Source organism: Pseudomonas sp. NPDC089569 (assembly GCF_050280625.1).
Classification (GTDB): domain Bacteria; phylum Pseudomonadota; class Gammaproteobacteria; order Pseudomonadales; family Pseudomonadaceae; genus Aquipseudomonas.
Map to the genome: position 1 here is coordinate 1 of NZ_JBNNVQ010000031.1, position 23444 is coordinate 23444.

Genomic DNA, 23444 nt, shown 5'->3' on the forward strand with positions numbered 1-23444 from the left:
GTCGACCATCGTTACCCGCGCATCCGACAATTGGACTTCAAGCGCACGCCATTATCGAGTAACGTGCCAATCACTATAGATTAAACGTTTCAGCATGGGGGGCCGGGTATTTCGCGATCAATGACGCCGGTCGCGTCGAAGTTCGTCCCAACGGTCCGAACAGTTCGCCCATCGATTTGTTCGAACAGGTCGACCAACTGCGCAAGAGCGGCCTTTCGCTGCCGTTGCTGGTGCGTTTCCCGGATATTCTGCAAGACCGCGTGCGTCAGCTGACCGGCGCGTTCGACGCCAACATCGAGCGCCTGGAATACCAGAGCAAATACACCGCGCTGTATCCGATCAAGGTGAACCAGCAGGAAGCCGTGATCGAAAACATCATCGCGACCCAGAACGTTTCCATCGGCCTGGAAGCCGGCTCCAAGCCGGAGTTGCTGGCGGTGCTGGCGCTGGCGCCCAAGGGCGGCACCATCGTCTGCAACGGCTACAAGGACCGTGAGTTCATTCGTCTGGCGCTGATGGGTCAGAAGCTCGGCCACAACGTATTCATCGTGATCGAGAAAGAATCCGAAGTCGGCCTGGTGATCGAAGAAGCGGCCTCGCTGCGGGTCAAGCCGCAGGTCGGCTTGCGCGTGCGCCTGTCGTCCCTGGCGTCGAGCAAATGGGCCGATACCGGTGGCGAGAAATCCAAATTCGGCCTGTCGGCGGCGCAACTGCTGTCGGTGGTCGAGCGTTTCCGCGCCGCGGGACTGGACCAGGGCATTCGCCTGCTGCACTTCCACATGGGCTCGCAGATCGCCAACCTGGCGGACTACCAGCACGGCTTCAAGGAAGCGATCCGTTACTACGGCGAGCTGCGCAACCTCGGTCTGCCGGTCGATCACATCGACGTCGGTGGCGGCCTGGGCGTGGACTACGACGGCACGCATTCGCGCAATGCCAGCTCGATCAACTACGACATGGACGATTACGCCGGTGTCGTGGTCGGGATGCTCAAGGAGTTCTGCGACGCGCAGAGCCTGCCGCACCCGAACATCTTCTCCGAAAGCGGCCGCTCCCTCACCGCGCATCACGCCATGCTGGTGGTGCAGGTGACTGACGTCGAAAAACACAACGACGAAGTGCCGCAGATCGAGAACAAGGAAAGCCTGCCGGAAACCGTGCAGTGGCTGGTGGACCTGCTGGGCCCGACCGACATCGAGATGGTCACCGAGACTTACTGGCGTGCCACGCACTACATGAGCGATGTTGCCGCCCAGTATGCCGATGGCAAGCTGACCCTGGCCGAAAAAGCCCTGGCCGAGCAGTGCTATTTCGCCGTATGCCGTCGTTTGCACAACTCGCTGAAGGCGCGCCAGCGTTCCCACCGTCAGGTGCTGGACGAACTCAACGACAAACTGGCCGACAAGTACATCTGCAACTTCTCTGTCTTCCAGAGCCTGCCGGACACCTGGGCCATTGACCAGGTACTGCCGATCATCCCGCTGCACCGCCTGGACGAAGAGCCGATGCGTCGCGCCGTGCTGCAGGACCTGACCTGCGACTCCGATGGCAAGATCAACCAGTACGTCGACGAGCAGAGCATCGAAACCAGCCTGCCGGTGCATGCCCTGAACGAGGGCGAGGACTACCTGCTGGGCGTGTTCCTGGTGGGTGCCTACCAGGAAATCCTCGGTGACATGCACAACCTGTTCGGTGACACCGACTCGGTGAACATCTACCAGAACGCCGACGGCAGCGTGTACCACGCCGGTATCGAAACCCACGACACCATCGAAGACATGCTGCGTTACGTGCATTTGTCGCCGGAAGAGCTGATGACCCACTACCGCGACAAGTGCGCCAGTGCCCGCATCAGCGCCACCGAACGCACCCAGTTCCTCGATGCCCTGCGTCTTGGCCTGACCCGTTCGTCTTACCTGTCTTCCTGAGGCCGGTTCCGCTTCCATCGGGTTGTCTGAAATTTTTCCGCACGCTGCGGAAATTTCAGATGACCTGGTGAGGCGATTCTTCTTTATCCGAGCGAAAAAAACTGCATCAGTGGCTTTTCAAGCCATTGGTCCTCTTTTCGCGTAGGTCATTTCCCAAGTTGTATTTCGCCTCTCTACTCGGCCATGTCTCTCGGCGAGAATTCCCGGCCGCCCCTCGTGTAGAGAATTGCCGATGTCCGATTCAGTCAACGAACCTGAATTTCGTCTGGACGTAGCAGGTCTGTCCGACGCCTTCGAGGTCCTGGCCTTTACCGGCAGGGAAGCCATCAGCGAACCGTTCGTGTTCGAGGCAGACCTGTTGATCGATGACCCGGAACTTGATCTCGCCAGCCTGCTCTACCGCCCGGCATCCTTGCATTTCGGCCCGGCGGGCAACTGTGTTCACGGCCAGCTGCAAGCGCTGGTCCAGCGTGACCATGGCTCGGCGGTCAGGCTCTGTCATGTGCGCCTGGCGCCGAAACTGGCCTGTCTGGCCCAGCGCTACAGCCAGCGCATCTTCAGCGCCTGCTCGGTGCCGCAGATCCTCGACCAAGTGCTCAGGGAGCACGGATTTGCCGGTGCGCAGCGGCGTTTCGAATTGAGCGGTGATTTTCCTCGGCGGGATTTCTGCACGCAGTACCGGGAGTCGGACCTGCAGTTTCTGCAACGGCTGTGCGCTGAAGAACGGATTCACTATCACTTTGAACACAAGGCAGGCAGCCACTGTGTGGTATTTGCCGATGGGCAGGGGCATTTCCCAAGGGGCGAGATGGCCGCCTTCAGGTGCGAGGGCGAGCAGCCGGCGGTGCGTCGATTCGAGGTTCAGTTCATCGATGGCGGCCGGCAACGTGCTGAATGCCGCACGGACCTGGCGACGCTGCGCAGCGGTCAGTTGATGCCGCTGGCCGATCACCCGGTGACCGATTGGAATCATTTGTGGTTATTGACCCACGTCGAGCATGAGGGCACACAGGACCCGCTCGCCTCCTACAGCAACCAGGCACGCGCGATGCATCGGGCCGCGAAGTTCGAAGTGTGCCAGCGGGTGCAAAAGCCAGGAATGCATGGCCTGCAGCGGGCGAGGGTGGTCGATGTCGATGAACCTCGCCCGGACGCTTCCAGGCCGGTGGCCGTACAGTTTGAATGGTCTTATCAGGGCGAAGGGGCAAAGCCGGGTCACTGTTGGCTACCGTTGGCGCCCGAGCTGCAAACGGCAAACGGCGCCCGGTTGAGAGAAGGCACCGAGGTGGTGGTGAGCTATATCGAAGGCGATCCTGACCAGCCATTGATCACCGGGGTGCTTCACTTGCCGGCCACGGCTGCGACGGATGACGGGGCCGATTTGTCGTGCGCCGATCAGTGCTCGCCCGAAGGCGTGCTGGACTGGCTGAATTCCGGCGAGCCCATGCTGCTGTTATGCCTGATGCCGGGTGGCGGCAGTTTCAAGCATTGTGCACAGGCGCTTTGCACCTGCCGCACGGCGGTGCGGCTTGGCCAGAGCGGTGCGGCATGATGACCCTGCACGCGGCCGATGGAGGGCCGCAATGGCTGTTGCTGGATGTACCGGGCACGCCGTCGGCTGGCGTGATCCTGCAACAGGACTATGCCCGGGTGCGCTCGTTCCGGCTGTTCGAAGGCACTGAATGGCATGGCGTACGCGAGCAAGGCCCGATCCTGATCGACCTTCGAAGTTGCCAGGCGCTCGCCCAGGCGTGTCGGCGTGATGCGTCGCTCTGGCCTGGCTTGCTGCTGACCAGCGAGGCATCGGCTCCGACCTTGCTGGATCATTTGCGGCGCATGCTCACGGTGAGTGTCGGCCTGCATCACCGAGCATTGTTGGGCTTCTACAATCCACACACCGCCAGTTACTTTTTCGATGCCTGCGATGCCGGGGAACTGAGTCGCTGGCTGGGGCCGATCAACCGGGTGCAATGGTTTGGCGGCACCTGGGCAGACCGGGGAATCGGCAGTCAGGGCTGGCAACAATTGAGCAATCCCGGGCTTGCGGTCAGTCCTTTGGAGATCGAAGAAAACCTCACCCGTCGGCAGCACGAAAAACTGCACACCTGCCTGCTGGAGCAGCATGCCTGGCAGTGGAGTCGGTCTACCGCAACCGATTACGCGAGTTTGTGGTGTTACTTGCAGGAAGGTTTGACGCTGGGCTTTCACGAGCGCGCCGTGCTGGATGGCTGGTTATGGTTGCGCCTCCAGCATCCCGATGCGGTCCCTGTGCCGCCGCTGTCGGGGCGTACCCCGCAGGAGCGACTCGACAATCTGCGCAGCCGCTGGCAGAGCGGCTGCCCTTGAGCAGTCATCGTTCAATGCGCGCGGGTGAACCAGCCGTCGTTTCGGCGCAGGCGCCAGGCGATGATGCCGAGGGTCAGGCTTCGCAAAACCATGAACAGCAGGAAAGTGATCCACAGGCCATGATTGCCTAAGCCTTGCAGTGACCAAGCGAACGGCACCAGCAACGCCACGGTCAGCAACATGCCATTGCGCATTTCACGGGCACGGGTGGCACCGATGAATAATCCGTCGAGCAGGTAACTCCACACGGCGATCAGAGGCAGGACAGCGAGGTAGGGCAGATAGATGAACGCGGTATCGCGCACGCTGGCGATGTCGGTCTGCATTTTGATGAACAGTTGCCCGGCCAACAGAAAAAACACGGCAAACCCCAGGCTCGCCAGCAACGACCAGCCGCAGGCCACCACCAAAGCGCGACGCAGGGCATCGCGGTCGCGGGCGCCAATGGCATGCCCGCACAGGGCTTCCACGGCATGGGCCAGCCCGTCGAGCGCGTGGGCGGTCAGCAGCAAACCGTTGAGCAGCAGTGCGTTGGCGGCGACGGTGGCGTCACCCAGACGCGCGCCTTGCACGGTGATCAGGAAAAACACCGATTGCAGGGCCAGGCTGCGCAGGAAAATGTCGCGATTGACCGCCAGGAGCGGGCGCCAGTTCTGCCAGCGTTGCAATGTGTTCCAGACGATCTGTCCAGGGTAGGCGCGCAGGGCCTGGCGGGTCATCGACAGACCGATCAGGGCCCCGGTCCATTCGGCGATCACCGAAGCCCTGGCCGCGCCGACCACGCCCCATTCCAGACCCAGGACAAACCAAAGGTTCAGGGCGATGTTGACCAGATTGGTCGTCAACAGAATCGCCAGCGGCGCCCGGGCATTTTGCGTGCCGAGGAACCAGCCGACCAGCGCATAACTGGCCAGCGCCGCCGGCAGGCCAAACAGGCGCGTGTGGAAAAACTCGCGGGTCATCTGGTCCAGCTCCGCCGACGGCTGCATGACTTGCAGTGCGATGGCGCTCAGGGGAACGCCCGCCGCACCCAGCACAATGGCCAGTCCCATGGCCAACAGCAGACCCTGCAACAGAATCTGGCGCAACGCCGCGCCATCGCCGCGCCCGGCGGCCTGGGCAGCAAACCCCGTGGTACCCATGCGCAGGAAGCCCATGGCCCAGGCCAGGAACGTATACAGGCTGGCCCCGACCGCGACGGCACCGAGTTGATGGGCATGGGGCAGGTGACCGATGACGGTGCTGTCGACCAGCGCCACCAGCGGTACGGAAATGTTCGAGAGGATCATCGGTGCGGCCAGTGCCCAGACCTTGCGGTGGGTCGGGCGGTCGCGCCAGTCGGCAATCAGGCTGGGCATGCAGGCTCCTTGGGAGCGGGCATTGTAACGATATATCCGATTTCTGCGGCGTTCCCTGTAGGAGCGAGCATGCTCGCGAATGCGATCTGTCTGTCACATCCATATTGAACATGCCGACCCGATCGCGAGCAGGCTCGCTCCCACATTGGATGGGGGCATTTCTAATGCATGATCCAGCTCAACAGCCATAGCCCCAGCATCAGCCAGATGATGCCCATGATGAACGATGCATTCATGAAGGCGCGGATCCCCGACCACAGCAGCACCAGCCCGAGGATCAACGTGACGATGCTGATGATCGAGGTGTCCATGCCCAGGGCGCGGGACAAGCCTTCGACGAAGTTGCTGCTGGCGCGGCTCATCATTTGAAACAGGCCGCTGAGGCCATCAACGATGAAGCGGATGACTGAACCGAGTGCCTGGCCGAGCCATTCGAAAAAACCTTCTACCTGCATGGGAGGAGCGTCCTGATCAAAAAAGGCGTGATTTGGGCTGTCGATCACGCTGCCGAGTTCCCCACAAGCATAGAGGGTTGCGCTGTGCCTGTGGGAGCAAGCTTGTTCGCGCAATCGGATGTCACTTGCCTTCACTCGCCAACCCCCCGAAGCTATACGCCTTCAGGAGAGCCCGATGAACCTTGTTGAACTGACCGAACGCCTGCATGCCATCCGCGACCGCAATGACTGGCGGCAATTTCACAGCCCGAAAAACCTGGCCATGGCCGCCAGCGTCGAAATGGCCGAACTGGTGGAAATTTTCCAGTGGCTGACCGAAGACCAGTCGCGACAGTTGCCGGCTGACAAACTGGCCCATGCCGGTCAGGAAATTGGCGACATCGTGCTCTATCTGCTGTTGCTGTGCGGTGAGTTGGGTCTGGACATGAATGAAGTGGTACGCAGCAAACTGGCCGACAGCGAGCGGAGGTTCAGCTGATGAGCGATCGTCATTTCGATGAACTGGCCACGCGGTTTGCGGAGAAAATCTACGGCGGCGCCAAGGGCGCCATCCGCCTGGCGGTGCTCCAGGCCGACCTCGCCGAATCATTGCCGGACCGCCCGCTGCGGGTGCTGGACATCGGCGCCGGCCTTGGCCACATGTCATTGTGGCTGGCCCAGCGCGGGCATCAGGTGACACTGGCAGAGCCGGCCGAACCGATGCTCGAAGGCGCCCGTCAGCGTTTCGCCGAAGCCGGGCAAACGGCGACGTTCATACAGGCGCCGTGGCAGGAACTGCTCGGTCAGCTCACCGAGCCCTACGACCTGGTGCTGTGCCATGCCGTGCTGGAATGGCTGGCCGAGCCACACGCGATTCTGCCGGTGCTGCATCAGCTGACCAAGGCCGGCGGCTGGCTGTCGCTGGCCTTCTACAACCGTGATGCGTTGATTTATCGCAACTTGCTCAAGGGGCATTTTCGCAAGATGCGCAAGAACGACATGGCCGGCGAAAAACAGAGCCTGACCCCGCAACAACCCCTGGACCCACGGGAGTTGGCGGCGCAACTTGAAGGGTTGTGGCAGGTCGAAAGCCAGAGTGGGGTACGGGTTTTCCACGACTACATGCCCGTGGAGTTCCAGGCTCGCGCCGAACTGCTGGATTTACTCGAAATGGAACTGGCGCACCGCCGTCACCCAAGCTTTGCCGGGCTTGGGCGTTACTTGCACTGGATCTGTCGGCCGGTCTGATCGGAGTACACAATGAAAGTTCGTTCAGGGTTGCTGTGGGTCTGCCTGGGACTGGCCGGCTGTCAGGGCAGCAATCCGTATGTCGCATCCTCCAACCCGCTGCCACCGGCACCGCCGCAGGCAGCCAACACCTTTGACCGCAGCGCTTATCCGGCGCCAGCCCGTGACTACGGGCGCTATCGCAGCTGGGCCTGGCTCGACGGGCGTCTGCCGGCGGGCACGGCATGGGCGGACTCGGCGCAGGTTGCCGAGGCGGTCAGCAGTGCCCTTGATCAGCGTGGCTTGCGTCCGCTGCATGACAATCGCCCGGCGGACCTGTTTGTCACTGCCGACCTGCGCATGGAAACGCGCTTGCGCCAGGTTCAGGACGATTACGGCGCTTACGGGGGGTATGGCGGCTACAACCGTTATGGCTACGGACCCGGTTACGGCATGTACGGCACGGTGCCGATCGTGCGTACCTATGAGGAACAGGTCGTGGTCGTGCACGTGAACCTGTTCGACGCACAAAGCGGTCAACCGGTGTGGAGTTCCAGTGCCGAGACCGGCCATCGGAGCTCCCAGACCGAGCAAGTGGATGCCATACGGGAGGCTGTGGAAAAGGCGATGTCGGCGTATCCTCCTAGTTAGCTTCTGCAGTTAAGAAGCGTTCCACAGGTTCATGTCTTCTACCGGAGAATTATCATGTTCCGCCGTTTTGCGTTACTGGCAGTGGCCGCGCTGCTCAGTGCCTGCGCCGCCAACCAGGTCAATCATGACTACGATGCCAGCCGCGATTTTGCCGCTTATCGCAGTTGGAGCTGGAAAGAACCCGCCCTGCAATATCGCCCCGATGACCCACGGATCAAGAGCGACCTGACCGAGCAACGCATACGCCAGTCGGTGGCCGACCAACTGGATCAGCGCGGCCTGCGCCCGGCTTCGGCAGGCACCCGGGGTGATTTGAATGTGCAGACCTACCTGATTGTCGAAGAGCGGCAACAACAGATCACCACCAACTACGGCGGCGCTTGGGGCAACCCGTGGAACGGCTATTGGGGTGGGCCGATGTACAACGAAACCCGCAACGTCAGCTACAAAGTGGCAACCATCCAGATCGACCTGCTCGACGCCAAGGATGGCAAGCTGGTGTGGCGCGGCAGCGACGAACAGATGCTCAGCCGCACACCGAACCCGTCCGATCGCAGCAACGCCATTCACGACACCGTCAGCCACATATTGGCCAACTATCCACCGCATTAACCGCATAAACCCTGTAGGAGCGAGCACGCTCGCGATGGAGGTCAACGATAACGCGTGCATCCAGAATGAACGCGGCGTCCTTGAGACCATCGCGAGCATGCTCGCTCCTACAGGGTTTTTTGTTGTCTGAGCTGGCGAGATGCCAGCAGTCTCGTTACCCCTTGTCTACACTGCTTCACACCCATGGATATTGCGCTCGGCAGTGCGCCGGCAAAGGAGTGCGCGATGTCGCCTCGCATGCAGTTTTGCGGTCCGGCCCGGCAGCGGGGGGCGATCGGTCTGATGGCGGCATTGACCCTGACACTGGCATTGGGATTCATGCTGCTGGTGGTCGATACCGGCCGGCTGTATCTGGAGCAACGCAAGTTGCAGCGGGTGGCCGATGTCGCAGCACTGGAGGCGGTCACCCGTAACGGCGATTGCCTGCCACCAGGTTCCACGGCAGCGGATTACGCATTGGCCAGTGCAACCCGCAACGGCTACAGCGCTTCCGATAGCACGCTGGCCACGGCCTGCGGTTCGCTGCAGACCGGGGCCAACAACCTTCGAACGTTCGTACCCGATGCCAGCAAAAAGGACGCCATACGCGTGGTGGCGACCCGCACCGTGCCGACCAGTGTCGCGGCAGGCATCGGCGCGCTCCTGAGCCCAGGCCCCGCCAGCCTGACGACCCAACTGACGGCGACGGCGGTGAGTGCGCCGGCGCCCCTGCCACCTCTGGCCAGCTTGACCATCGGCAGTACCGCGTTGGTGGTCGATGCCAGCAAGTCGGCAGCCTTGAACTTGTTGCTGGGACAGATGCTCGGCGGCAGCCTGAACCTGACTGTGGCCAGCTGGCAGGGTTTGGTCGATAGCCAGATCAATCTGCTGGGATACCTCAACCAACTGGCCGCCGACGTCCATGTCAGTGCGGGCAACTACACCCAACTGCTCAGCCAGAACATCGCGCTCACGCAAGTGCTGGATTCGGCGATCACGGTGCTGCAGGCCGGCGGCCCGACTACCAGCGTGGCGGTCAGCGGCCTGACCAGCGTCAAGGCGGCGGCGGGCGGCACGTCCGTCGTGCTGGGACAGCTGTTGCAACTGCAATCGGGTGCCGTCTCTTCGGCGCTCAACACCAATCTGCAGGTGTTCCAGTTGGTCGAAGCCCTGGTGCAACTGGCCAATAGCCAAAATGCCGCGGTTGCCAACATACCGCTGAGCATTCCGGGGTTGGTCAATGGCGTGGTCAGGGTTAAAGTCATCGAGCCCCCGCAATTATCGGCCATCGGCAACCCGGCGTTGGTCAACGACGCCTTGACCAACGACCCGAACCGGATCTTCGTGCGCACGGCCCAGGTGCGTACGGTGCTGTCGCTGAACCTACCGGTGCTGTCCGGTATCAGCGGACTGGCGGCAGCCATCACCAACAACGCATTGTTGAACGGGCTGACCGACTCCCTGAACAATCTGCTGCACTTGAATCTGGCCGGAACGCTTAGTTCGCTGCTGTGTACATTGACCGGTACTTGCGACAAAACCGATCTGAAAATCCTGCCGACATCCTCCATCGACATTGCCCTGGAAGTGGCCGCTGCCGATAGTCGCGTCACGGGCTACAGCTGTGCCAGCGATGCTACGAAAACCCTGAGTACCCGAACCAATACGTCGCTGGTGAAATTGAAAGTCGGCAAGATCGACACCGCCAATGCGTTTTCATCGTCGGCTGACGTGAGCGTGCAACCGCTGGCGCTGATTGACATCGGCAAGGTCAGTTGCGTGCTATGGGTTTGCAGTCAGAGCACTCGTGTCCCCTTCTACGGCGGAGGCCTGGGGGTAAAAATCGACACATCGGTTGCCAGTACCCAGAGCACGCATGTCTACAACCAGCCTCCGGAAATCAAGAAACCGCCGATGTACTACAGCCTGGGTACGCAAGGCATCGTCGACAGCCTGAAAGGCACCTTGAGCGGCGTTCAAGTACAGGCATACAAACCTACCGGGTCCAGCCTGCTGGGCGATTTGCTGGTGACCGCTGCCGGTACGCTCAACGGGGTCAATACCACCTTGGGCGTCGTGATCCAGAACCTGCTCAGTCCTTTGCTCGATCCTATCCTCGACGGGCTGCTGGCCAATCTCGGGATTACCCTGAACAAGGTCGATGTCGGTGCAAACCTCAGCTGCAAGCCTCCCGGACGCCCGGCGCTGACCATCTAATCCGCCAACACAATCGGCAACTCAATGCAGAACCGCGCCCCCTCGGTCGAGTTCCTGACGCTGAGTTTGCCGCCCATGTTTTCGACGATGCCGTAACTCACCGACAGCCCAAGGCCGGTGCCGATGCCCACGGGTTTTGTGGTGAAAAACGGCTCGAAAATCCGCTCCAGCAACCGGGGGTCGATACCGCCACCGTTGTCCTCGACCCACAGTCGAACCGACTGCTGATCCCGCTCGCTGTACAGTGAAATCCACGGTTTGAATGATGAATCGGTTTCACGTTTGCCCAGCAGCGCATCCCGGGCATTGACCATCAGGTTGATCAACACCTGTTCAAGCTGATCGATATGGCCGCGCACCTGCACCTCGAATCCGATATCACTGATGCGCAGATCCACGCCTTTGCCGCGCATGCCTTCGCCCAGCAGCGACAGGGTCCCTTCGATGGCCTGGGCCGGATTGAACGGGTGCTGCTCGATCTCCGAACGTCGCCCGAACACGCGCATGTGATCGACCACCCGCGCGGCGCGTTGCACCTGGGCATCGATGCGGTTGAGCTTGTCGGTCAGGTAATCGACCTGGACATCGCCGTTGCCCAGGCGCTTGAGCACGTTGACGATGGCCATGCGCATCACGTTCAGCGGTTGATTGATTTCATGGGCCAGGCCCGTGGCCATTTCGCCGAGGGTGGCCATTTTCGCGCTCTGCGTGAGTTGCTGCTGCGAACGCCGCACCTCCGTGTTGTCGCGGCCTACGGCTTGAATCTCCAGCAACCGGCCTTGTTCGTCGAACACACCGCGATCCGACCAGACCCACCAGGCATGTTCGCGCCCCGGCAGTTGCAGATTGATTTCGGCGGTGCTGACCGGGAACTCGGGGCTTATCTGACTCAGGCGCCGGATGAATGCATCGCGTTGCTCGCCGGACATCCAGCTGCCCAGGTTTACCCCCGGCAGTTGCTCGGGGGCGCACTCCAGATAAGTTGCCAACGGCTTGTTGCCGAACGTCAGGGTCAAGTCCGGGCGGTAGCGGCAAATCATGGCCGGCGAGTCTTCCACCAGAATCCGGTAACGCTCCTCGCTTTGCCTGACCTGCTCGGCGGCCAGGGTGGCTTCGGTGACATCCAGCCACAGGCCGACGGCCTCCACCGGCAGGCCCAAATCGTCACGCAGCAATTTGGCTTCGTCGAGCAGCCAATGGTATTCGCCGCGACTGTCGCGCAACCGATAACGGGTACTCACCGCACCTTCGCGCAACAACTTGCGGGTGCGTTCGAAATAGCGGTCGCGGTCTTCGGGATGAATGCGTTCGGTCAGCGCAGTTGTGTTGCAGTCGGCGAGCGTCCAGCCGAGCAATGGCAGCAGGCTGTCGCTGAAAAAAGTCGGCTGCAAGGCACCTTCGACATAGCGCTGCACGTAAATCACGGCGGGCGAGCTGGCGATCAGGTTGTCGAGGCGTGCGTGAGCGGTCGCGGCGTTGTGTTCCTGATTCTTGATGTCACTGATATCGAGCATGAAGCCGATCAGGCGCCGGTTCTTGCCGACACCCACGGCCTGGCCTTGCAAGCGATACCAGACTGGTGCAGTGGCTTCTTCGGCACGCTGCAAGCGCACGCACAACAGCAACGGCAGGTTTTCGTCCTGCAAGGCTTGCAGGCGACTGCGCAACTCTTCGCGGTCAGCCGGGTGTACCTGGTCAATCCACAGCGGCAGGGGCAAGTCGGTTGTTTCCAGATTCAACGTACGGGCCAGCGAAGGCGCCAGTTGCACCTGGGCACTGTCGCTGAACACCTCCCACCACCCGGTCCCGAGCAAGGCTTGCAGCGACTCCAGCCGCTCCAGTTGCAATTGATGCCGGTGTTCGCGCAGGCGTTCCAGCAATGGGCCGGCGAGGGCGGCCACGACCTGCAGCCAGTCGCGCTCGCTGATGTCGGGGGCGCGCTGCTGCACCGTGTAGAAACCGCACAACAGCCAGGCCACCACGCCTTGCGCATCGTGATACGGCACGGCGTAACCGTCGGCATTGCCGAACGTGCCTTGCAGGCGAGGATGTTCACGCATGCTCAGGTGTTGCGGCACCGAACCGCCAAGGCTGTCCAGGCCCGTGCCCAGGCGCTGGCCGTTCTGCCACAGCTGTGGCGCATCGAAGGCGGTGTAGTGTTGGTGGATCTGCCAGCCTTGCTCCTCTTCATCGAGCAACGCCAACGCCACACAAGGCATCTGGAAGCGCTGCGCGACGCCTTGCATCTGCTCGGCCAGTACCTCCGGCAAGCGCGTCAGGCTGCACAGACGCAACTGTTCGCCAATCTGCATCGCCAGTACCTGGCATTGTTCGCGGGCGAACGCCTGGCGGCGTTCGAGCAACAAGTCGCTGATGTCCAACAGCTGCAGCAGCCAGTGATCGGCCAGCGGTTGAACCCAGCCGCGCAAATGTATCGCCGGACCATTGAGGCTGTGGAAGTCCAGGTCCAGGTTGTGTCCCTGCCAATCGGCCGGCACCCCTTCGATGCAAAGGCAGCTGTGGGGCAAGAGGAAATCCTGCAAGTGCGGCGCCTGCGCTGAAGGTGTCTGTTGCGCCAGCAGATGCCGCAACGGTCCTGCCAGATGAATGACCCGGCCCTCGTCGTTGAGCTGAATCTGCAATCCGAAACCCTGCATGCGCAGCGGCTCCGACGGCTCCAGCGGGGGTGGCGGATGACGGTTGAGCAGGCGCCCGAACAGTTTGTCGCCGGCACTCAAAATTGCAGGCTCGAACTGGCTGTAAGCGTGGCCGGCAAGTTCGGTACCTGGCCGACACCCGGCAGACTCAGGAACGGAATAACGGCGCTGATTTTGTTGGTCGGGTAATTGATGCTGACCTTCAGGACGCCACCCACGTAGGTGGCGCTGGCGTCGGTGGCGACATTGAAATTCAGCGCGGCGGGAATCCACGCCAGTTGCCGGGTCAGCTCCGTGGTGGCGCGGCTTGTCAGTGCCGCATCGTAACCGGGGGTGCTGGGGTCCAGCGCCACGCTGCGGCGTACTGCTTCAGCGGTGGACTCGTTGAACGACTGCATCAACAACAGCGGCAAGCTGTAACTGACGATGCCATAGAACACGGCGAAGAAAATGATGAACACCAGGGCGAACTCAATGGCCGCGGCGCCTTTTTGTTTATGGGGGAGGTTGGTTTTCATGAGTGCGTCTACCCTGACACCACTGAGTAATGTCAGCATAGAATCATTCGGCCAAAAGGGACGTTTTTTAGCGCATGCAGAGTTTTGTTCTGGTTGCCTGGCTGTCGCTTTGCGCAGTGCAGGACGCTCGCCAGCGGCAGATCGCCAATGGCCTGACCCTGGGCGTCGGGGCGCTGGCCCTGGCCTGGTTGCTGTGGAGCGGCACGACCTGGCTGGGCGCAACGGCCGAGCAGGGTGGTTGGGCGGCATTGCTGGCGCTGGCCTTCACCTTGCCCGGTTACGCGATGCGCAGGCTGGGGGCCGCGGATGTAAAACTCATGACGGCACTGGGCTTGGCGACCGACGGTCGGCACGTTCTGGGCGTATTTATCGGTGCGGGTCTGGCCAGTGCGTGCTGGCTGCTGCTGGCGCCAAGAGTCTGGCTTCATATGGGTCAAGGGCTTAGAAATCACGTCCGCTACCTGGAGCCCGGAATGTCAAGAAAACTACCCTACGCCCCCTTCTTGCTTGTGGGGCTGATGCTGACTTTTGCCCTGCTCCGCTAGTTGTACAGCGTTCAAAAGTGCGACTACTTTCATACGGTAGTTGCCGCCTTGGGTGGCGGGCAGGAACGGTCAGCCTCAGACCTTGCAGGGAGTCGCACGTGAACAAGCGTACCTCGGCAGTAAAAGTCCTTGTTGTTGATGATCAGCCTCTGATCGTTAAAGAACTCTGCGAATTCCTCGAGAGCAGCGGTTACCGATGTGTGCCCTGCAATTCCAGTCGGCAGGCCATCGAGCGTTTCGAAGAAGACATGGACATCGGCCTGGTGCTCTGCGATTTGCAGATGCCAGGCATGGACGGCATTCAACTGGTTCAGGAGATGCAGCGCCTGTCCGGCAAGCACCGCGCGTTCGAAGCGATCATGCTCACCGGGCGCGCGGAGAAGCAGGATGTGATCAAGGCCTTGCGCGCCGGGATTGCCGATTACTACCAGAAACCCGTTGACCTGAGCGAGATGCTCGAAGGCCTGCAGCGCCAGGAAGTGGCCCTGTATGAACGGCAAAAGACCTTGCAGCTGGGGCACTTGAATCAGAAGCTGCAATACCTGTCCGAGTCGATCGACGACCTGTACCAGGACCTGGACAAAGTGCGGCGCACACCGTTTCCCGTGGGCTCCCCGGAAGCGGTCGACAGCGAAGTCAGTGACGTGGAGCGGGTGGAGATCCCGGCGATCTTCAATCAGCTGTCGCCCCGGCAACTGGATGTGGCTCGGTTGGTGGGCAAGGGGCAGACCAACTACCAGATTGCCTGTGAGCTGGGGATTACCGAGAACACGGTGAAGCTGTATGTGTCGCAGGTCTTGCGGTTGACGCATATGCACAATCGCACGCAATTGGCGCTGGCCCTGTCGCCGAGCAGCTCTGGATTGCGCCAGAGAGTCACTGCGCACTGAGCTTCCACCGGCTCACACCGGACTCTGTCGCATGTACCCCAAATCCTGTGGGAGCGAGCCTGCTCGCGAAGGCGGCCTTGAGTCATGCGGCACCATTGAAAACGCTTTCGTCTGTAGGAGCGAGGCTTGCCCGCGAATGTGGCCTGACGCCATGCGGCGCCTTTGAAAACGCCTTCGCCGGCAAGCCTGGCTCCTACAAGGTCTGTGATTGGCCACAAAGTTTTGGCATGTCGTGTATTTGTGGGAGCTGGCTTGCCAGCGATGACGGCCTATCAGCCAACCTGGTTTGGTTGGATGTACGCCAATCTTGTGGGAGCGAGCCTGCTCGCGATGGCGGCCTTGAATCATGCGCCGCCATTGAAAACGCTTTCGCCTGTAGGAGCGAGGCTTGCCCGCGAAGGCGGTCTTGAGTCATGCGGCGCCATTGAAATCGCCTTCGCCGGCAAGCCTGGCTCCTACAGATCTGTGATTGATCGTTCCCACGCTCCGCGTGGGAATGCCTCAAGGGACGCTCTGCGTTCCGGCTTCTGAATGTGACGCGGAGCGTCACGGGCTGCATTCCCACGCAGAGCGTGGGAACGATCAACAAGGAGCGATCGGTGCGGCGATGACGGCCTGTCAGTCGACGATGTTTAACCGTCGATAAAAACACCAGAACCTTCCCACAGGTTTTTCAGGTTGTCCGTCGGAAGTGCGATCTCTAGCCTCTGTTCGTCACTGAAAAAACAGTGATCGGGTTTGGTCGCCCGGGTTTAGAATGGCGCACAGTGCCGCGTGAGCGGTTTTTTTGTGCTTGCTTAATGGCGAGCTGTGCGTGGGAGGGCTCAGGCCCTGCCGGGTTTCCATTCCCTGGTCGACCAACCTGCGTACAGTTCGCCACCATCTGCTTGGTCGCAGTGATGGCGAACTCCAAATCCTCGAATGGAGCTTCACCATGATCAAACCCACCCCAAATCCCCCCGAAGCCGATCCCGCTTCCCCGTACGAATCCCCCAACTCAAAAAAACTCCACGAAGCCGCCGACCGCGCCCTCGATCACTACCTCAATCCGCCCAAAGATCCCGTCGTGCGCAAGCCCAGCACGATGTTTGTCATTGCGCCCGAAATAGACACGGAAACCCTGCTGGCCCATGCCTGTGAATCGCTGGCATCGGCCAGTGTCATGGCCAGTGATTTCGCGGGGTTTCTGGAAGGGTCTCAGCGCAGCACGCTGCTGGGGATTGCGCAGGTGATCATGCTGGGTGAACTGGCGGTGAATCGGGCGCTGGATAATCTCGATCCGCAGTAATGGCACACCCCATTGATCGTTCCCACGCTCCGCGTGGGAATGCCTCAAGGGACGCTCCGCGTTCCGGCTTCTGAATGTGACGCGGAGCGTCACGGGCTGCATTCCCACGCGGAGCGTGGGAACGATCAACCGTAGGAGCGAGGCTTGCCCGCGAAGGCGGCCTTGAGTCATGCGGCACCATTGAAAACGCCTTCGCCGGCAAGCCTGGCTCCTACGGATCTGTGGACGTCCGCAATGGTGATAAGAAATTCGAGGCTACCCCCCCGACCCACTGTCCACTTTCCCGCCGGCATCCTGATCGAAAAACTGCGGGATCTCGTGTTGATAACTCTTGAGCCAGCGCTGCATCGCCAGTTCGCGTTCGGTCGCGGTGGCGGTTTGTGTTTTTGGAGAGGCGACGCTGTTGCTGCGTTGCAGTTGCAGCCAGCCTTCGGTTTCCTGTTGTTGCGGCGAGGACGGGCCGGTGTCGAGGGCGTGGCTGGCGAAGGGCACAACCAGCAGGCCGAGGCCGCAGAGGAGGATCGGTTTCATGCGGGGTTCTCCCTAAGGAAGCGCCGGGTTGGTGACGGCGGCGACTTGTGCGGCGATGGCTGCGCCTGGCCGGGTCGGGCTCTTGAGTTTTTCGGCGCGGGCCTGGGCTTCGGTGACTTGGGCAGGGCTGAGGCCGAGGCGATTGACCAGTTCGGCCGCGCGGCTCCAGTCGTCCTGGTAGATCAGCAGCGTCACCAGGTTCACCGCCGCCAGTTGGTCGCCCTGCTTGAGTTCGATGGCGGTGAGGAATTCGAATTTGGCGTCCTCGGTCCGCAGTTGATTGAGGTACACCACGCCCAGGTCGTTGCGGATTTTTTCGTCGGTCGGCGCCAGGCGTGCGGCCCGCAGCAGATGGGCCTGTGCCTGGCCGTTGTCGCCCTTGGCCGCGGCGAGTTGGCCCAGGCCATGTTCCGCTTCGGCGGCCTGGCAGGTGCCCAGCAAACTGCGGTACAGCGGCTCGGCTTCACTGCGCCCCAGCAGTCGATAGACCTTGGCCTTGCGCAGGCGCACGTCGGCCATGTCGTCCGGCAGGTTTTGCAGGTTGGCCAGACTGGCGTGCAGTTTGCCGTCCTTGGCCATGTCATCGGCCAGGTTCATGGCCAGTTGTTGATCGGAGTTCAGCTTGCCGCAGCTGGCGGTGTTGGTCAGGGTGTCCCACGGTGCCTGGCCATTGCTCGCGCAACCGCCCAGCAGCAACAGGCTCAAACCGGCAATCAATGCTTTCATCAGGTTCCCTCTAGGAAGCAAAGGCCCGGGCCAGGGCGGTGAAGCCCGGGCCGGCCAGGACGATCAACAACGCCGGGAAGAGAAACAGCATCATCACGACGGACATTTTGGCGGACATCTTGGAGATGTATTCCTGCAGGCGCGTCAGGCGTCGGTCATCGAGCAACTGCTTGAGCGACAGCAGGGACTTCATGGCGCCGCCACCCTGATGAATCAGCTGTTGCAGAATCACGCAGGTGTCGGTGAATTCGTCGACCTCCAGCAGGCGGGTGGTCTTGTGCAGTTCTTCGCCCAGCTCCAGACCGGAGTCGACCCGAGCCAGGACCAGGCGCAGTTCATGGGTCAGGTTGGGCAACAACTGCTTGCCTTCGATGCTCAAGACTCGCAGCGATTGCTCCACGGCCATGCCGGATTCGAACAGGATGCGCAGCAGTGCAATAAAGGTCGAGGTCTCGATGGCCAGTTGTTTCTGCCGGTGCCGAGTGGCGGCGGCCAGCAGGCGCTTGGGCAGCAAATAGCCGACGCCGGTGGCGAACGCCGGGGCGATCCAGTGGTTTTGCACGGTCGGGAAAAACAGCCCCTGAATCAGCAGGCACAGGGCCAGGGCCAGTATCGGAACGCCGACCTGAACCGCGGCGAACAGCGTGCGTTGCCGTGCGCTGCGCCAGCCCAGCCGGTTAAGCAGGGCTTGGGTTTCGTTGTCGATGTTGACTACCCACTGTCCAGCCCGGCTGGCGCCCAGTGCATGCAGCCATTGATTCAAACGTTTGTCGCCAGGCGGCTTGCCGTCCAGGCGCTGGATCACCTGACGGGCACGCCGGCGCTGTTGCAGCAGGTTGCCGAAGAGCAGGAGCGCGGCGCCGAGAAACAGCAGGGCGCTGATCAGCAATGGCGTCTTCACAGGCGGCTCAACATGCGCCACAGCGCCAGACATCCCACCGCCTGCAACGCGAATGCGCTCGCCAGCATCGTGCGCCCGGAACCGGTGTCCCACATGGTCAGCAGATAGGTCGGATTGGTGATCAGGAAATAACCGGCGACGGCGACCGGCAGCAGGGCCAGGACCACTGCGGTGATGCGTGTTTCCCCGGTCAGGGCCCTCAATTGCCTGGCCGCCTGTTCGCGTTCGCGAATCATCTTGATCAGGTTTTCGAGCACTTCGCTGGCGTTGCCGCCGTAGCGATGGTTGACCTTCAAGCCGAGTGCCAGCAGGCGCAGTTCATCCTTGGCGTACAGCTCGGCGAAATCGGAGGCGGCATCCGCGAGGCTGACCCCCAGTTGTACGTTGCGCTGAATCCGGGCCATGGCACTTTTCAACGGGTCTTCCACGGCGTCGATGGCACCCAGCACGGCATCGGCCAGCGTCCGCCCTGACTTCAGGCTGCGCACGGCATGATCGAGCAGGGCGGGTAATTGCTCGATCATGCGCTTGAGGCGGCGCTTATAACGCCAGCTCATGTACAGGCGCATCAACAGCGGAGGCAGCAGCAGTGACAGCAGTGCGCCGCCCCAGCCACCCAGGAGCAATCCCGTCAGCACGAGCAGAACCCAGAGCGTCAGCCACTGGCCCAGGCGTTCGCTGGGGCGCCCCAAACCTGCGCGCAGGAACGCACGCTCCAGTCCTGTCCACGATGTGTGCTGCACCACTGGCTGTGGTTGCCCCTGGCTAAGTCGACCAAGAATCCGCTGAGTGCCGTTCTGGCGCAGTCCGCTGTAGAACAGGCGCGCCGACAGCCCCAGCAGGGTCAGGCAAACGAGCAGGAGCAGCAGCGGTTTGAGCATGTGCTGGCCTCAATACACCGATGGGGAGAGTGCCGCTTCGCGGCGCAGTTTGTCGCCGGCGGGGTTGACCGCCTCGCGCAGGAAGCCGAAACCGCTGCGTCGGTCGAGCCGGAACAAGGTATTGGTGACATACACGTCATCGCGCACGCCCACCACCTCCACCACCTCACTGACGCAACGGCGGCCGTCGGGCATGCGCGTCAACTGGATCACCACATCCAGCGCCGCACAGATCATCTGGCGCAGGGTGCGTTCGGCGATGGTGCGGCCCGTCAGGCCGACCAGGGTTTCCAAACGCAGCAAGGCATCCTGGGCATTGTTGGCGTGCACGGTGCTCATGGAGCCGTCATGGCCGGTGTTCATGGCGGTCAGCACATCGACCACCTCGACCCCGCGGATTTCGCCCAGCAGTATCCGGTCCGGACGCATCCGCAGGGCGTTGCGAATCAGATCGCTGGCTTTCACTTCGCCGTGACCCTCGGCGTTCGGCGGGCGGGTTTCCAGGCGCACGACATGGGGATGGCCCAGTTGCAGTTCGGCGACGTCTTCGATGGTAACCAGCCGTTCGTGGGGGTTGATCATCTGGCTGAGGATGTTCAACAGCGTGGTCTTGCCGGTCCCGGTGCCGCCGCTGATCAGGATGTTGCAGCGGCTGCCCACGGCTTGCTGGATGAATTCGAAAATGGCCTGGTCGATGGTTTGCATCGCGATCAGGTCGCTGCTCTTGAACATGTCCTGGCGAAATTTGCGGATCGACAGGCACGGGCCGTCGAGGGCAATCGGCGGAATGATGGCGTTGACCCGACTGCCATCGGGCAGGCGCGCATCGACCATGGGCGATGACTCATCGAGGCGACGTCCCAGAGGGGCGAGAATGCGTTGCATCACACGCTCGACGTGGTGGGAGTCGATGAAGCGCAGGTCGCTTTGATGCAGTACGCCGTCACGTTCGACAAACACCCGGTGCGGGCCGTTGACCAGAATTTCGGTCACCGCCGTGTCGCGCAGCAGCACTTCCAGAGGGCCGAAACCGGTGAGTTCGTCGACGATTTCCTCGGCCAGGCGCTCCATCTCGTAGCGGGAAATGGCCAGGTGCAAGCGGGCGATGTACTCGGCCACTTTGTCGATGACGAACTGCGACAGTGCTTGTCGCGAGCCTTCGAGCAGGTTTTTCCCGGACTCCTCGATGGCATCGATGATGTAGCGGTGCAGGACCAGTTTCAGGCCTTCGTGATCGGTATTGCCAATCGCCGCGCGGTGGGGCGCACCAAACAGTTTTTCGCCAATCATTGCGCACCCCTCAAGCGGTCGAACCAGCCGATCCTGGGTTTGGCCAGACCTTCCGAACGCTTGGCCAGGCGTTCGCCCAAGGTTCGCAGGCTCTGGGTCAGACCATCGCGCGGCGCCAGTTCGAATAGCGTCACGCCCTGGTTCTTGGCATTGAGGCGCACTTCCGGGCTGTAGTTGAGGGTGGCGATGATTTCCATGCCGAAGCTTTTGCCCAGGGTGTCGGAATCCGGTGCGACGCTGCGCAGGTAGCGGTCCACCAGCAGCCTGGCGTGATCGAGTTTCATGCCCTTTTCGCGCCACAGGTTGAGCACCGCCAGATTGCGCCGGCAGTCGAGCACGTTCTGGTCGGTGTACCAGAGCAGCTTGTCGCAATGGGCGACAAAGGTGCGCAGGGCTTCGCTGTCCGGCTGCCCGGTGAGGTTCACCACAATGTGCTGGAAGTGCTGGCGCAGGGCGCTGAGCAACATGTACAGCTCGGCGGCGCTGGTGTGCTCCAGCGCTTCGTCGTTGTCGGCATAGGCCAGGATGCGCAACCCGCCGTCGCAACCGGTGAAGGCACTGTCGATCAGCGTCGCATCCAGGCGCCGCAAGTGCCGCAGTGCATCGCCGAAATGAAACGAACTCTCAAGGCCCAGCAGCGCCAGGCTGTCGCCACGGGGCAGGCCCAGGTCCAGCAGCAGCGTATGCTGGCCGCTGTTTTGCACCACTTGCGCCATGTGGGTGGCCAGCAGTGCACCGTCGGCGTTGCTTTGCACGCCGTACAACACGGTCAGGCCGCCCAGGTGCGTGGTGGGCGTCACCTGCGGCAGTCGTTTGCTCAGGCGCCGCACCAGGCCGGCCACTTCACTGGAGCGCGAACCGTAAGCGACGAAATCCCGGGCGCCAGCGCGCATCGCATTGAGGACCAACTGGTTGTCCATGCCGTCGCCCAACGCGACGATGGCCAGCATCGGCTTGGCTTCCAACGCGCCTTCGATCAGCGCGCTCTGCGCCACCACGTGATCACGGTCCAGGCCGACGAACACCAGGCTGGCGAAGGTCACGTCCACCAGCGCCAACAGTTCGTCGAGGCTACCGCCACCGGCGCTGACCACTTGGCCCAACGGGGCGAGCGCCCCTTGCAGCCACTCAAGGTCGGTGCTGTTGCGCGTGATCGCGAGGAAGGTCTGACTCAGGTTCTGACTCATTGCGATAACCCGCTGCGTTTATCGAAGTCACCGTTTTCGAGGAAATACAGGCGATACCAGTTGGGGTCGTAGTTGCGCAGTTGTTCACCGGGCAATGACGGCAGCTGTGCGTTGGCCGCCAATGGCTGCACCAGGTGCGGCGTGACGATCATCAACAGTTCGCGCTCCTCTCGGTTGATCGAAGAGCTGCGAAAGAACGCACCCAGGATCGGGATATCGCCCAGCCCCGGAAATTTGCTCACCTGCGAGGTGTTTTGTGTGCTGATCAAGCCGCTGATGACAAAACTTTCGCCATCGGCCAGGGAGATGCTGGTGTCGGTACGGCGAATGGTGAAGGCCGGGACTGTGGTGCCACCGATGGTCACGGCATTGTTGAAATCCAGTTCGCTGACTTCGGGAGCGACCTTGATCGCAATCCGATCGTTGCTGACCACTGTCGGTGTGAGCGTCAGGCGGACACCGAATTCCTTGTACTCGATGGAGTAGCTGTTGCTGTTGGCACTGGGAATCGGAATCGGAACTTCGCCGCCGGCCAGAAAGCTGGCGCTCTGTCCGCTGAGGGCCACCAGGCTGGGACGTGCCAGGGTGTAGGCGAAACCGCTGCTTTCCATGGCATTGATAATGCCCAGGAAATTGCCGCCGCCGGCGACGATGTTGTACACGTCATTGGCCAGTGGAATGCTGGGTACGGCAATGCGCGGATCGATATTGCGCAGCGGGAACACGCGCGGGGTGACGGCCGTGTTGGGCACGGTGCCTGGGGAGCCGAACAGGAAGTTCGAGTTCTTGCCGAAGATCGAGGTGCTGGCTTCCTTGAGCTTGGTGCGGCTGACTTCGACGAAGCGGATGTCGGTCTGGACCTGCGACGGCAGCTGCGGGTCATCGGACGGCAGCCGGGCGGCGCTGGTCATGGCGGTGGTGGCGCGGCCCTGGACGAATACCATGCTTTGGCGCGGCGCCGTGGAGCAGGCCGTCCAGACCATCAGGCTGGTGGTGCCGGGGGCAACGCCTGTGAGCAGGAAGGCCCGATCGCCATTGACGCGTACATCGGCGATTTTCGGATCGCCTACGGCCAGGCGAGTGATCGCCACGGGCGATTGCATTTCTTGTTGCAACCCTTCGCCGACTTCCAGCGTCGCCGGCAGCGGCCCGAGCGCGGCGCAGTTGCCGACTGCTGCCGATGCCGCGCCGATCGGCAGTGCACCGAGCAAGGTGGCCCAGATCAAGCCGTTGAACAGCGGCATAAAACGTCTGCGCATAAAAGGAACGTCCTTGCTC

At 61.7% G+C, this 23444-nt stretch carries 21 protein-coding genes and 1 pseudogene; 11 read left to right on the forward strand and 11 right to left on the reverse strand.

From position 1 onward, the window contains the following. Positions 1–92: 92 nt before the first annotated feature. The 3 genes and pseudogenes from speA to ACQKP2_RS14705 all read left to right on the forward strand — a co-directional run. A pseudogene (speA, locus tag ACQKP2_RS14695) lies at positions 93–1928 on the forward strand (arginine decarboxylase); the annotation flags it as partial. A gap of 232 nt (positions 1929–2160) precedes the next feature. After that, a complete protein-coding gene (locus ACQKP2_RS14700; protein WP_427577389.1) occupies positions 2161–3480 on the forward strand; it encodes a type VI secretion system Vgr family protein in 1320 nt (439 codons plus the stop codon). Further along, positions 3477–4274, forward strand: coding sequence for a DUF4123 domain-containing protein (locus tag ACQKP2_RS14705; protein ID WP_427577391.1), 798 nt, complete (start codon positions 3477–3479; stop codon positions 4272–4274). Before ACQKP2_RS14700 ends, ACQKP2_RS14705 begins: the two co-directional genes overlap by 4 nt. 11 nt (positions 4275–4285) lie before the next feature. On the opposite strand, the gene ACQKP2_RS14710 is transcribed toward ACQKP2_RS14705, so the two are convergent. After that, complete coding sequence (locus tag ACQKP2_RS14710) at positions 4286–5632, reverse strand: MATE family efflux transporter (protein ID WP_427577392.1); 1347 nt, start codon at positions 5630–5632, stop codon at positions 4286–4288. Between the two features lie 161 nt (positions 5633–5793). Further along, positions 5794–6087: a hypothetical protein gene (locus ACQKP2_RS14715; protein ID WP_427577394.1), complete on the reverse strand. Its 294-nt coding sequence runs from the start codon at positions 6085–6087 to the stop codon at positions 5794–5796. 175 nt (positions 6088–6262) lie between these two features. On the opposite strand from ACQKP2_RS14715, the gene ACQKP2_RS14720 reads away from it, so the two are divergent. The 5 genes from ACQKP2_RS14720 to ACQKP2_RS14740 all read left to right on the forward strand — a co-directional run bounded on the left by ACQKP2_RS14720 (position 6263) and on the right by ACQKP2_RS14740 (position 10752). Beyond that, on the forward strand, positions 6263–6565 hold the full coding sequence (locus ACQKP2_RS14720; protein WP_160108969.1) for a MazG-like family protein: 303 nt from the start codon (positions 6263–6265) through the stop codon (positions 6563–6565). Next, positions 6565–7314, forward strand: coding sequence for a methyltransferase domain-containing protein (locus tag ACQKP2_RS14725; protein ID WP_427577396.1), 750 nt, complete (start codon positions 6565–6567; stop codon positions 7312–7314). Before ACQKP2_RS14720 ends, ACQKP2_RS14725 begins: the two co-directional genes overlap by 1 nt. Before the next feature lie 12 nt (positions 7315–7326). Further along, on the forward strand, positions 7327–7944 hold the full coding sequence (locus ACQKP2_RS14730; protein WP_427577398.1) for a DUF4136 domain-containing protein: 618 nt from the start codon (positions 7327–7329) through the stop codon (positions 7942–7944). Between the two features lie 54 nt (positions 7945–7998). Continuing rightward, entirely contained in the window at positions 7999–8556 is a 558-nt protein-coding gene (locus ACQKP2_RS14735) for a DUF4136 domain-containing protein (protein WP_427577399.1), read from the forward strand. 225 nt (positions 8557–8781) lie between these two features. Beyond that, positions 8782–10752, forward strand: a complete 1971-nt coding sequence (locus ACQKP2_RS14740; RefSeq protein ID WP_427577401.1) for a pilus assembly protein TadG-related protein — start codon at positions 8782–8784, stop codon at positions 10750–10752. On the opposite strand, the gene ACQKP2_RS14745 is transcribed toward ACQKP2_RS14740, so the two are convergent. Both ACQKP2_RS14745 and ACQKP2_RS14750 read right to left on the reverse strand, forming a co-directional pair. Next, positions 10749–13490, reverse strand: coding sequence for a PAS domain-containing sensor histidine kinase (locus ACQKP2_RS14745; protein ID WP_427577403.1), 2742 nt, complete (start codon positions 13488–13490; stop codon positions 10749–10751). The two genes, ACQKP2_RS14740 and ACQKP2_RS14745, sit on opposite strands and share 4 nt — an antisense overlap. Further along, positions 13487–13927 (reverse strand): TadE/TadG family type IV pilus assembly protein, encoded by a 441-nt coding sequence (locus tag ACQKP2_RS14750; RefSeq protein ID WP_427577404.1) that lies wholly within the window; start codon positions 13925–13927, stop codon positions 13487–13489. The genes ACQKP2_RS14745 and ACQKP2_RS14750 overlap by 4 nt, the downstream gene beginning before the upstream one ends. 74 nt (positions 13928–14001) lie before the next feature. Here ACQKP2_RS14750 and ACQKP2_RS14755 point away from each other — a divergent pair, with 74 nt between their 5' ends. The 3 genes from ACQKP2_RS14755 (at position 14002) to ACQKP2_RS14765 (ending at position 16650) form a co-directional block, all read left to right on the forward strand. Continuing rightward, the gene (locus tag ACQKP2_RS14755) at positions 14002–14472 is read left to right on the forward strand and encodes an A24 family peptidase (RefSeq protein WP_427577405.1); all 471 of its coding nucleotides are present in this window, start codon (positions 14002–14004) and stop codon (positions 14470–14472) included. Between the two features lie 98 nt (positions 14473–14570). Beyond that, on the forward strand, positions 14571–15362 hold the full coding sequence (locus tag ACQKP2_RS14760; protein WP_427577406.1) for a response regulator: 792 nt from the start codon (positions 14571–14573) through the stop codon (positions 15360–15362). A 934-nt stretch (positions 15363–16296) separates the two neighbouring features. Next, positions 16297–16650 carry a DUF6124 family protein gene (locus ACQKP2_RS14765; RefSeq protein ID WP_427577408.1) on the forward strand — a complete coding sequence of 118 codons (354 nt, stop codon included), beginning with the start codon at positions 16297–16299 and terminating at the stop codon, positions 16648–16650. Positions 16651–16905: 255 nt separating this feature from the next. Here ACQKP2_RS14765 and ACQKP2_RS14770 read toward each other — a convergent pair whose 3' ends face one another. The 7 genes from ACQKP2_RS14770 to ACQKP2_RS14800 are packed head-to-tail and all read right to left on the reverse strand — an operon-like array spanning position 16906 to position 23425. Beyond that, positions 16906–17181 (reverse strand): DUF3613 domain-containing protein, encoded by a 276-nt coding sequence (locus ACQKP2_RS14770; protein ID WP_427577409.1) that lies wholly within the window; start codon positions 17179–17181, stop codon positions 16906–16908. Between the two features lie 12 nt (positions 17182–17193). Further along, positions 17194–17907, reverse strand: a complete 714-nt coding sequence (locus ACQKP2_RS14775) for a hypothetical protein (protein WP_427577411.1) — start codon at positions 17905–17907, stop codon at positions 17194–17196. A gap of 10 nt (positions 17908–17917) precedes the next feature. Beyond that, complete coding sequence (locus tag ACQKP2_RS14780; RefSeq protein ID WP_427577413.1) at positions 17918–18808, reverse strand: type II secretion system F family protein; 891 nt, start codon at positions 18806–18808, stop codon at positions 17918–17920. Then, entirely contained in the window at positions 18805–19689 is an 885-nt protein-coding gene (locus ACQKP2_RS14785) for a type II secretion system F family protein (RefSeq protein WP_427577414.1), read from the reverse strand. Before ACQKP2_RS14785 ends, ACQKP2_RS14780 begins: the two co-directional genes overlap by 4 nt. A 9-nt stretch (positions 19690–19698) precedes the next feature. Beyond that, positions 19699–20979, reverse strand: coding sequence for a CpaF family protein (locus tag ACQKP2_RS14790; RefSeq protein WP_427577415.1), 1281 nt, complete (start codon positions 20977–20979; stop codon positions 19699–19701). Further along, positions 20976–22166 (reverse strand): AAA family ATPase, encoded by a 1191-nt coding sequence (locus ACQKP2_RS14795; protein WP_427577416.1) that lies wholly within the window; start codon positions 22164–22166, stop codon positions 20976–20978. The genes ACQKP2_RS14790 and ACQKP2_RS14795 overlap by 4 nt, the downstream gene beginning before the upstream one ends. Then, positions 22163–23425 carry a type II and III secretion system protein family protein gene (locus ACQKP2_RS14800; RefSeq protein WP_427577418.1) on the reverse strand — a complete coding sequence of 421 codons (1263 nt, stop codon included), beginning with the start codon at positions 23423–23425 and terminating at the stop codon, positions 22163–22165. Before ACQKP2_RS14800 ends, ACQKP2_RS14795 begins: the two co-directional genes overlap by 4 nt. Between the last annotated feature and the right edge of the window lie 19 nt (positions 23426–23444).

Coding starts and splice junctions, on each gene's coding strand:
- ACQKP2_RS14700 (WP_427577389.1), top strand. CDS start 2,161: ATGTCCGATTCAGTCAACGAACCTGAATTTCGTCTGGACGTAGCAGGT.
- ACQKP2_RS14705 (WP_427577391.1), top strand. CDS start 3,477: ATGATGACCCTGCACGCGGCCGATGGAGGGCCGCAATGGCTGTTGCTG.
- ACQKP2_RS14710 (WP_427577392.1), bottom strand. CDS start 5,632: ATGCCCAGCCTGATTGCCGACTGGCGCGACCGCCCGACCCACCGCAAG.
- ACQKP2_RS14715 (WP_427577394.1), bottom strand. CDS start 6,087: ATGCAGGTAGAAGGTTTTTTCGAATGGCTCGGCCAGGCACTCGGTTCA.
- ACQKP2_RS14720 (WP_160108969.1), top strand. CDS start 6,263: ATGAACCTTGTTGAACTGACCGAACGCCTGCATGCCATCCGCGACCGC.
- ACQKP2_RS14725 (WP_427577396.1), top strand. CDS start 6,565: ATGAGCGATCGTCATTTCGATGAACTGGCCACGCGGTTTGCGGAGAAA.
- ACQKP2_RS14730 (WP_427577398.1), top strand. CDS start 7,327: ATGAAAGTTCGTTCAGGGTTGCTGTGGGTCTGCCTGGGACTGGCCGGC.
- ACQKP2_RS14735 (WP_427577399.1), top strand. CDS start 7,999: ATGTTCCGCCGTTTTGCGTTACTGGCAGTGGCCGCGCTGCTCAGTGCC.
- ACQKP2_RS14740 (WP_427577401.1), top strand. CDS start 8,782: ATGTCGCCTCGCATGCAGTTTTGCGGTCCGGCCCGGCAGCGGGGGGCG.
- ACQKP2_RS14750 (WP_427577404.1), bottom strand. CDS start 13,927: ATGAAAACCAACCTCCCCCATAAACAAAAAGGCGCCGCGGCCATTGAG.
- ACQKP2_RS14755 (WP_427577405.1), top strand. CDS start 14,002: ATGCAGAGTTTTGTTCTGGTTGCCTGGCTGTCGCTTTGCGCAGTGCAG.
- ACQKP2_RS14765 (WP_427577408.1), top strand. CDS start 16,297: ATGATCAAACCCACCCCAAATCCCCCCGAAGCCGATCCCGCTTCCCCG.
- ACQKP2_RS14770 (WP_427577409.1), bottom strand. CDS start 17,181: ATGAAACCGATCCTCCTCTGCGGCCTCGGCCTGCTGGTTGTGCCCTTC.
- ACQKP2_RS14775 (WP_427577411.1), bottom strand. CDS start 17,907: ATGAAAGCATTGATTGCCGGTTTGAGCCTGTTGCTGCTGGGCGGTTGC.
- ACQKP2_RS14785 (WP_427577414.1), bottom strand. CDS start 19,689: ATGCTCAAACCGCTGCTGCTCCTGCTCGTTTGCCTGACCCTGCTGGGG.
- ACQKP2_RS14790 (WP_427577415.1), bottom strand. CDS start 20,979: ATGATTGGCGAAAAACTGTTTGGTGCGCCCCACCGCGCGGCGATTGGC.
- ACQKP2_RS14795 (WP_427577416.1), bottom strand. CDS start 22,166: ATGAGTCAGAACCTGAGTCAGACCTTCCTCGCGATCACGCGCAACAGC.
- ACQKP2_RS14800 (WP_427577418.1), bottom strand. CDS start 23,425: ATGCGCAGACGTTTTATGCCGCTGTTCAACGGCTTGATCTGGGCCACC.